We start from the raw sequence: 8,944 nt of genomic DNA, 5'->3' as shown, positions 1-8,944 counted from the left end.
CTTGAGGGTGTGCGAATTTTGCCTGATCTGGACGGGCGAGAGCGCGTCGTTTTGGGTGTTCGGCCTGCTTAGAAGGCATTTTGCACGTATTCGGCGCTTTTGGGCCTTGTGGAACATGTGTTTACATGGTTATTGGGTGCATGAGCGGTGGATGTCTTAAGGACGGTCCCGCATATACCCAAGCCAGAAATCTTTGGATTTGTAGCAAGTGCGTTTTGTACGCCGCAGATCAAACAAAGGCCAATTAACAAGCTCAGGCTCTATAAACATGAGATCATCTAAATCGCGTTCGCGATCAAAGAATAACCGGAACAACAACCGGCCATCAGGCAATATTGTAAACCGTGTGTTTGACAGCTCGGGGCCCGAAGGCAAAGTGCGTGGCACGCCACAGCAGATCATTGAGAAATACAACCAGCTTGCGCGCGATGCGCAGCTAGCGGGCGACCGTGTCGCAACCGAAGCGTTTCAGCAGCATGCAGAGCATTATCAGCGGATGCTGAGCGAAGCCATGGTTGAGGAAAACGCCAAACGTGAGCTTCAAGAGCAGCAAAACCGTGAGCGTCAGGCTGAGCGTGACCGCGAAGCGGCCGAACGCCGTGAGCGCCAAGAGCGTGAAAGCAACGCTGGCGGTGCAGAGCCGCGCGAACCCAGAGAGCCACGCGAGATGCAGCGCAAGCCGCGCCGTGTTGCGCCTGTGAGTGATGATCAAGATGCGCCACAGCCAGAACATACGCCTCAGCCCGAAATTGCGCAGCTTGAAATGATGCGTCCGCCAGAAGACAGCGGCCTTGTCGAGACGCCCGAGAGCACGGCTGAAAAGCCCAAGCGGGTGCGCAAGCCACGGCGCAAAAAAGAGGATACGCCGTCAGAGGACAGCGGTTCACAAGCAACAGAATAAACAAGAAACCTCGCGCCTGACGCGGGGTTTTTTCTTTTTGGGCGCTTGGGCTTAGGGAGCTTTGATGGCGCGCGCAAGGGCGCAGAACTGCTCAAGGCCGATGACTTCGGCTCGGTCTGTGGGCTTGATCCCTGCGGCGAGGAGCCTGTCTTCGAGATCAGGCGCAAGGCCTTTGAGCGCGGCGCGCAGCATTTTGCGGCGCTGATTGAAGGCTTTGGCAACGACGCGCTCCAGCGTCTTTGCATCGGCCTCAAAACGTGGCTTTTCAAGAGCTTTGAGATGCACGACTGCGCTGCTGACTTTGGGCGGCGGTGTGAAGGCTTCTGGCGGCAAGTTGAGCACAATTGCTGCATCAGAGCGCCACTGGGCCAAGAGGGCAAGGCGCCCGTAGGCCTTGGAGCCAGGCTTGGCGACGATACGCTCGGCGACTTCGCGTTGGAACATGAGCGTCAGGCTTTCCCAAAAGGGGGGCCACTCAGGCGGGGTGAGCCAGCGCACGAGCAGTTCTGTGCCAATGTTATAGGGCAAGTTGGCGGCGATCTGGATTGGCTTTTGCAGATGCGTGAGAGGGTCGACTTCGAGGGCGTCTCCCTCGATCACTGTGAGGCGGCCGTCGTAAGCTGCTGCGATCTCTTCCAGTGCAGGGATGCAGCGGCTGTCTTTTTCGATGGCAAGCACACGGCGCGCGCCTTCAGACAGCAAGCCACGGGTGAGGCCGCCTGGTCCCGGGCCGATTTCAAGGACATCACTTTGAGACAGATCTCCGACATGGCGGGCGATCTTGGCGGTCAGGTTGAGATCCAGCAGGAAATTTTGGCCCAAGGATTTGCGGGCCGACAGGCCGTGATTGGCAATGACGGCGCGCAGGGGGGGGAGGGTATCGATCTGGGTCATGTTGCAGTGCCTTTGGCCATTGCCCACGCTAGGCGCAGGGCTTCTATACTGGAGCTTGGATTGGCGAGGCCTTGTCCTGCGATGTCAAAGGCTGTCCCGTGGTCAGGTGACGTGCGCACGAAAGGCAGGCCGAGAGTCACGTTGACGCCGCGGTCAAAATCGAGCGTTTTGATCGGGATGAGGGCTTGGTCGTGGTACATACAGATGGCGGCGTCATAGCGCGCGCGGGCCGCTGTGTGAAACATGGTATCGGCGGGCAGGGGGCCTGCGATATCAAGGCCTGTGCTACGTAGCTCCTCCAGAAGAGGCGCGATCCATTTGATCTCCTCAAGGCCCATCGTTCCGCCTTCGCCTGCATGCGGGTTGAGCCCAGCCACAGCAAGACGTGGCGCGGCGATATGAAACTGTGAGCATAGGGCGGCGTTGGTGATTTCGAGGGTTCTGCGCAGGCTGCACGGCGTCAGCGCCTTTGGCACATCTGCGAGTGCAATATGGATTGTGGCGGGGACGACTCGCAGCACAGGGCTGGCCAGCATCATCACCACATGTTCGACCCCCGCGAGATGGGCGAGGAATTCGGTATGGCCCGGAAAAGCAAAGGCAGCGCCGTCTTTGAGAGCTTTTTTATGGATCGGTAGCGTGCAGAGTGCGCCGGCTTCGCCTGACTGCACGAGCGCTACACCGCGCTCAATAGAGGCGATCACGCCAGCCGCATGTGCAGGGTTGGGTGTGCCCGCAACCCGCGGCGCGCCCATCGGCAGAGGCAGAACAGGCAGGCCCCGCGCCATGGCGGCAGGGGCCTCAGTAGGTGCGCTGATTTCGACATAGGCGCTGCCTGCAGGGAGATGCGATGCATCGCCGATCAGAAAAAAGCTGAGCTCGTCTTTGAGGGCGTCCCAGAGCATTGGCGCAAGCTCTGGTCCAATGCCGGCGGGTTCGCCACAGGTGAGCGCGACGGGCTTAGTATTCAATGATCCGTGCCTCGGCGCGCAGCTGGGCGAGGTAGCTGTCGGCATAGCTGCCAAGGCGGCGGTTTTGAAGGCTCAAGCCGATCTGGCCGCGATCCAAGTCCTCGGCCTGCTTGGGCGTGCGGCCACAGAGCATTAGGAACACGAGGGTTTGGCCATCGGCGCGGGTGAGCGCTGTAGACACTTCGTGCTTGTCGAGCTTGGCAAGCTCAAGGGCGATGTCTGTGGGGATATCAGCGGGCGCTTTGGAGCCGCGCTCTAGCACTTCCTCGGGCTGGCCTTTGGCGATACCGTAAAGATCATCGCATGTGTCAGCGCGGTTCTTGATTTTTTTGGCCGCTGCAAAGGCCTCGGGGCTGCGTCCGCCTGCAATGTAATAGGCAGCATATTCAATGGCCGAAAACTCGGGGGCTGCCACTGTACCTTCTTCTATGCCACGCATCTGAAAGAGTGCGATTCCACCATTGATCGGGATCGGGTCTGTCACTTGGCCGCGTGCGAGTCCAAGGATAATCGGGTGCAGGGCAGGCGGAAGATTGGAGAGCGGCATCCAGTCAAGCTTGCCACCACGACCACGGCTGGCTGTTGCAGAGTATTTGCGCGCTGCGGCGGCAAATGCGCCTTCTGTTTTGATTTGTGAAAGCTCGTTGGCACGGGCCTGAGCTGCGGCTGCCTCTTGGGGCGGGGCGGGCAAAATGATCTCTGAGAGGAGAACGCGGATGTTGCCCGCGCCAATGGCTGCGGAGGTGAGGGCTTGGTCGATATCATTATCGCCGACTTCGACCTTCGGGCCGAAGCGAGCACGCACGAGCGTGCGCCAGGCCACGCCTGATGTCACAAATTCGCGGAATGTCTGCTCTTCAACGCCTGCCCCCTTAAGGGCTGCGAGGAACTGCTCGGTGCTCATATTGGCGCGGGCGGCAAATTCTTCCATGCCTACGAGAACTTCCTCACGCTCGGGCAGAACATCAAAGGACTGCGCTGCGTCGAGCTTCAGGCGCTCCTCGATAAGCTGGATACGGGCCTCTTTTGTGGGATCGCCAGGCGAGCGGAACAGCGTCAGCATACGTGCGCGCTGGTCCAGATCAAACTGGGTGATCACTTTGTCATTCACTTTTATTGCAGGCGCGAAGAGGTTTTGCGCTTGGGCCATGCTGGCCAGCGTGAGGCCAAGGGCAAGGCAGATAAAGAGGAGCGATTGGAGCGGTGAACGCATGATCATCAGTTTTAGTCCTTGCATTGGCGGGTGTAGCTCTTGTCCCGCGAACTCGCATTAAACCCGAGGAGCCCGACGGTCAGGCTCATTTCGGTTGCTGGCGATAGAATAGTGGAAGAGGTAAACCTGCGCGAGAGCGAAAGGTCAACTTTCACGCATTCATTTTGATATTGTAAGCCAATACCCGCCTCTGCGGCCTCATCTGCTGTCACATCATAGCGCATATTGGCCGTGCCAGCCCAGTGGCGCGAAAAGCGGTAGAGGCTATCAAGCGAAAGTTCTGCGACAATATCATTGCGGTCCTCATCTGCATCAGCATCAAGCCAGACATAGCTTGCTCCGACGCCAAAGCGCTGTTGCTGCCATGTGGCGCGGGCCTCGGCTTTACTGAGATCAAGATCTGTATCAAAGAGCGCGCGGCCTGTGAGGGCCAATCCGCTGGGCGCACGCAGCTGCCCTGCGACGAGCACATCGGAGTTGCTGCCTGCAAGGCCTGAGGAGGCAGAGAAATCGATGTGGTTCTTCTGTCGCAAGATTTGGCCCAAGGTCAGCGTACTGCCCCAGCCTTGTGGCCCTGTACGGGCCCAATTGACCCCGTAAGTCAGCATGCGGCCGCGCTCGCGACGGTCGTTGCTTGGAAAATGCGTCAGATCGAGCAAGTTGCCTTCGTCAAACTCGACGCGAGTGCTTTCGTCATTGGCGACATCAGGGTTTTCACCACCGACCCAGCCGAATTGTACGAATGGCTCCACAATATGGTGTGAGCCATTCTGCATTATCTTTTGCATTGGCCAGCGCAAGGCCAGTGCAGCCATCGGTGTGATTTCGGTGGCGGAGGCTGTGTGGTTTGTGTCTTGCGCGGTGTAAAACTGATCGGCGGCAACACCTGAGAAGACTTTGGCTTGCAGGCCATAGGCTGTGGTCCAATTGCGCTGCCAGCTGAGCTCGGCGTTGAGGCGTGTTACATCGCGTCCGTCGACGATGCCGTCGAAGTCTGTATCTGTGTCTGCATCAGAATAGCGGTAGTGGCTGTGTAGTTCTGTGCCGATGCGCAGCTCGCCTCCCAAAGCGCGGGGGAAAAAGCGCTCCTCGTGGGTCATGTCTGCGATCAGAGATGGGATATTTGCGTTGATCTCGCCGAAGCGCAGGGAGCGGTAGTGTATTAGGGCTGCGCTGGAGTAGCTGTCGCGCTTGGTGCGATTGAGGGCAAACTCACTTTCGAGGCGATCTTTTGAAGAATAGCCGTAATCGACCAGAAAGGTTTCGTCGCGTGTTGCCTCGATATTGAAGCTGAGCTGGATGTCATGGGCCAGAGAGAAAGCCCCCTCGCCAAACAAGTAAGCGCGGGTTGTACCGGGAAGCTCATCATCCCGTGAAATCGCCCCATCAAAGGAGATATTGCCGCGTTTGTATGCCTGTCGATATGTAAATTCGAGCGTGCGGGCTTTGGTGCTGAGATAAGGCGTTATGGTGAGGTCGCGGTGATCGCCCATGCGGAGGAAAAACGGAATACGAATACCCGTGCCAAGCGTTGTTGAGCTGTTGAGCGACGGGATCATGAAGCCTGATGCGCGCTTGAGCGTTGGATCTGGCAGGCGCAGGTATGGCAGATAGAAGATCGGGACATCTTTGACGCGCAGCTGTGCGCCTTCAAAATAGAGCTGTTTCTCGACTTGATCGTGGATCACGCGGCGGGCGCGGATCTGCCACAGTGGTGGGGTTCCGTCATTGCATATGCGGCATGAGGTGACAGCAGTTTTGTAGAGCTGTGAGTAGCGCCCGTTGACGCGGTTCATCTGATAGGCGGCGAGCTGGACTTGCTGATCAAGCACCACGCGTGCACTTTTGAGCACAGCGTTTTGGAAGCCAGCATCCATCTCAGCACTGGACGCAAGGACCGTAATGCTGCCGCCTTCTTCGATGCGGATAGGCCCCTCGATTGAAAGAGTGCCGGACGTGCGATCATAGGTGATTTTCTGTGCGATGATCCGTGTGTCGCCCGAAAGGGCCTCGACGCGGCCCTCGGCCACAAGGCGGGTCTTCCCGTCGAGATAGACGCTATCGGCCACCAGCATTGCTGGTCCAGCGGCCTCCTCTGCGGCAACAGGCAGAACGAGACAAAGCGCAAGGGCAAGAGGGCTTAAAAAGCGCTTCATTCGATCTTTCACCCGTCTTCCATATGCAACAATAAGCCCCAAGCCAGCAAAATTGATGCGGTTGGCGGCGCCCACGCGGCCAGAAGCACAGGAATCTGACCATTTTCACCGAGGACTTGCGCGAAATTGCGAATGTAGTAAAGCCCAAAGCCGAGCAAGACCGAGGCCAAAACAGCAAGGCCTGTGCCGCCACCGCGCCCATGTCGCATGGTGAACGCCGCGCCGACGAGGACCATTGCGAGCAAAAACAGGGGCTGAGCCAGCTCCATTTGAAGCCAGACGGCATGACGGCGTGTCGAAAAGCCAGCTTGGTCGAGCTGTTTGATGAAAGCGGGTAAGTCCCAAACCGAAATGGCACTGGGCGCGCCGAAGCTTTCAAGGATGCGCTCCTGTGTGAGAGTAGACGAAATTCGCAAAGTCAGGTGACGGGCCACACTGCCCTCAGGGTTGACGCCTGAGGAAAGCGGCCAAACGGTGGCATCGGTCAGCTTCCATGCACCCGGCTCAAGGCGCGCTTCTGCGGCTTCGACGCGCTTGAGCGGGCCGCCTTTTGGCGCGTACGAGAGGAAGGTGACATCATAGAGGACCGTCGCGTCTGGGTTGGCTGAGGCTGCACGGATTACAGTCTGGCCCTCGGCGCCGCCTTGGCGCAGCCAGAGCCCTTCTGTGGACAGCGAGAGCACATCGATGCTGCCGCCGCGCAGCTCTTGGCTTTTGTCGTGAAAACGCTTGGTTGTTGCGGCGACGATGGGATTGAACATGGCGACGAGTATCACGCCGATCAGAAAGGCCATGCTGGCAGGCGCAATGAGTGCACCCAAGGCAGACCGGCCCGTGGCGCGCACCACAACAAGCTCTGAGCTGCGCGCGAGACCCAGAAAGAGCGAGACGGTGGCAAGGATCATCACCAAGGGTACGATTTGATAAAGACCTTGGGGGACATTCAGCAGGGTCAGGCTGATTAGGCCCCAGAGGGTAACATTGGCGCCTTGAAAGCGGCGGACCGTTTCGATGAGATCAATCAGCGCCTGAAAGACAAAGAAGAGAAGCAAGAGGCCAAAGAAAAGACCAAGAAACTTGCGGATGAAATAGCCATGCAAGATCATGAGAGCACGGCCTTTCTGCGACGCCATGCGGAGAGCGAGGGCAGCTGGCCCGCGCTGCGCGCCAAGAGCGCTATGGCAATCGCAAGCCCCAAGAGCGCTGGCAGATAGAGCAGAGGCCAGAGAGAAGAATTGGAAAGCACGGGCTCTGTCACAAGACTTTCTAGCGCCTTGATCAGGATCAGAAGGATGAGGGCGATCACGATCTGACGCCAAACGCCAAAGCGCGAAAAGCCGCCTGAAAGCAGGGAGGCAAAACCAAGCAGAACGGCGGCCAGTGCGAAGAGTGGCTGGGTAAAGCGGGTGTGTAGCTCTTCGGCAAAGACGCCCGTGTTGACCTCTGTGCGGACCTGAATGTGCACGGGTGTTGTGAGCATTTCATAGGTGTTGAAGTGGCGTAGGTGCGCGGATGTTCTGTCTTCCGCCGAGATCATGCCGCTGAGCGAGTAGGAAAGATCAGCAAAATGTGTGGTGTTGAGCTGCAGCTCAGGACGGGAGAGGCGCTGTGTGAGGCCATCGATCATCACAAGGGCAGGGCCTGTTTCCGTGCGTATCAGATAGGCCGAGGCAGCGGTATGTGTCACGCTTTCGTTCGGATTGCGACGATCGGAAAGGAAGACGTCATTCATGCGCCCGTCAGGTGCGATTTCGCGGATATAGAAGGTAACGCCGTCAGTGGGATGGAGAAATGTGCCTTCGGTCAGAAGCCGCGCCGTTACGTTTTGGGAGATTTCGGTCTCGCGCAGCTGGAGCTGTTCTAGCGAGGCGGGCACAAGCACATTGGCCAACATTGCGACCATGATGCCGACGATCAGTCCGAAGTAGAGGACGGGCCGTGCCAGACGCCACGGCGAAAAGCCCGTGGCTTGCATCACGGTGAGCTCGCTCTCTGTGCTGAGGCGGTTGGTGACATAGAGTGTGGCGGCAAAGCCTGCGATCGGGAGGACGACACGGATCACGGAGGGCAGAGTGAGCGCGGTAAACTCGGCAAAAACCATTGCGGTTTGCCCGTCGCCGATCAACCTATCGAACAGTTTGACGGCGCGATTGATCCAGTAAATCGAAACCAGAACCAATGCAAAAAAGCCAAACAGGACCATAAGCTGCGACAGCATATAGCGGTCGAATCTGGCCACGGTATCCCCCTCGGATGGTGTAACAATGGGCTGACACTACTAGATGTGGCGGGGCAGGGTAAACTGTTAATGCGGTGTCTGACTTAGGACGGGCCAAAGGCTGCTCAAAAGCTTCGGTTTGGGCTCTGGCCAAGGCGGGCGGGCCGCGATACGACTTGGGCAAAGATATGGGAGAATAACATGGCTGAGCTTGTGACATTTGACTTCAAAGACCTTGATCTGGACGCGCTGGGCAGCGCGAAGGGGCGTGTGGCTGTTGTGGCCAGCCCTGAAGGAACGCTGGATAAGGCGGGACGGCGCATTGCGCGGCTCACGAAGGGCGCGCTGAAGCGGCTTGTGGAAAGCGAGCGCTTTGAGAAGGCCAAGGAAGGTGATGTCCTGACGCTGGGCTACCCTTCGGGGATGGAGGCTGACGCTGTTGATGTGGTTAAGCTCTCCCGCACGGCCAAGTCCGATACGGCGCGTAAAGCGGGTGTTTCTCTGGCCAAAGGCAAGGGAAAAGCCGCGTTGACGCTCTGCCTTGGGGCGATGCCTCGGGCGCATGAGGTTGTTATGGGGCTGGCGCTGCGC

General features: G+C 58.3%; 7 protein-coding genes and 1 pseudogene. 2 read left to right on the top strand and 6 right to left on the bottom strand.

The annotated features are described in order from the left end of the window. Positions 1 to 268: 268 nt before the first annotated feature. Positions 269 to 901, top strand: coding sequence for a DUF4167 domain-containing protein (locus P8O11_RS02130; RefSeq protein WP_300291156.1), 633 nt, complete (start codon positions 269 to 271; stop codon positions 899 to 901). A 51-nt stretch (positions 902 to 952) separates the two neighbouring features. Here the strand turns inward: P8O11_RS02130 and rsmA are convergent, their stop codons facing one another. From rsmA to lptF, 6 genes are read right to left on the bottom strand one after another with little or no spacing between them, the layout of a single operon-like run. Next, positions 953 to 1,795 (bottom strand): 16S rRNA (adenine(1518)-N(6)/adenine(1519)-N(6))-dimethyltransferase RsmA, encoded by an 843-nt coding sequence (rsmA, locus tag P8O11_RS02125; RefSeq protein WP_300291154.1) that lies wholly within the window; start codon positions 1,793 to 1,795, stop codon positions 953 to 955. Further along, positions 1,792 to 2,766, bottom strand: a complete 975-nt coding sequence (gene pdxA / locus P8O11_RS02120) for a 4-hydroxythreonine-4-phosphate dehydrogenase PdxA (protein WP_300291153.1) — start codon at positions 2,764 to 2,766, stop codon at positions 1,792 to 1,794. The genes rsmA and pdxA overlap by 4 nt, the downstream gene beginning before the upstream one ends. Next, positions 2,756 to 3,985: a peptidylprolyl isomerase gene (locus tag P8O11_RS02115; protein ID WP_300291151.1), complete on the bottom strand. Its 1,230-nt coding sequence runs from the start codon at positions 3,983 to 3,985 to the stop codon at positions 2,756 to 2,758. The genes pdxA and P8O11_RS02115 overlap by 11 nt, the downstream gene beginning before the upstream one ends. Positions 3,986 to 3,990: 5 nt before the next feature. Then, positions 3,991 to 6,135 carry an LPS assembly protein LptD gene (locus P8O11_RS02110; protein ID WP_300291149.1) on the bottom strand — a complete coding sequence of 715 codons (2,145 nt, stop codon included), beginning with the start codon at positions 6,133 to 6,135 and terminating at the stop codon, positions 3,991 to 3,993. An 8-nt stretch (positions 6,136 to 6,143) separates the two neighbouring features. Continuing rightward, positions 6,144 to 7,241 carry an LPS export ABC transporter permease LptG gene (gene lptG / locus P8O11_RS02105; protein ID WP_300291147.1) on the bottom strand — a complete coding sequence of 366 codons (1,098 nt, stop codon included), beginning with the start codon at positions 7,239 to 7,241 and terminating at the stop codon, positions 6,144 to 6,146. Further along, positions 7,238 to 8,374 carry an LPS export ABC transporter permease LptF gene (lptF, locus tag P8O11_RS02100; RefSeq protein ID WP_300291145.1) on the bottom strand — a complete coding sequence of 379 codons (1,137 nt, stop codon included), beginning with the start codon at positions 8,372 to 8,374 and terminating at the stop codon, positions 7,238 to 7,240. The genes lptG and lptF overlap by 4 nt, the downstream gene beginning before the upstream one ends. 180 nt (positions 8,375 to 8,554) lie before the next feature. On the opposite strand from lptF, the pseudogene P8O11_RS02095 reads away from it, so the two are divergent. Continuing rightward, positions 8,555 to 8,944: pseudogene (locus P8O11_RS02095) on the top strand (leucyl aminopeptidase); the annotation flags it as partial.

The organism is Lentibacter sp. (genome assembly GCF_029254145.1).
GTDB lineage: Bacteria > Pseudomonadota > Alphaproteobacteria > Rhodobacterales > Rhodobacteraceae > Lentibacter.
This window is presented reverse-complemented; position numbering and strand designations above follow the sequence as displayed.

Coding starts and splice junctions, on each gene's coding strand:
- P8O11_RS02130 (WP_300291156.1), top strand. CDS start 269: ATGAGATCATCTAAATCGCGTTCGCGATCAAAGAATAACCGGAACAAC.
- rsmA (WP_300291154.1), bottom strand. CDS start 1,795: ATGACCCAGATCGATACCCTCCCCCCCCTGCGCGCCGTCATTGCCAAT.
- P8O11_RS02115 (WP_300291151.1), bottom strand. CDS start 3,985: ATGATCATGCGTTCACCGCTCCAATCGCTCCTCTTTATCTGCCTTGCC.
- P8O11_RS02110 (WP_300291149.1), bottom strand. CDS start 6,135: ATGAAGCGCTTTTTAAGCCCTCTTGCCCTTGCGCTTTGTCTCGTTCTG.
- lptG (WP_300291147.1), bottom strand. CDS start 7,241: ATGATCTTGCATGGCTATTTCATCCGCAAGTTTCTTGGTCTTTTCTTT.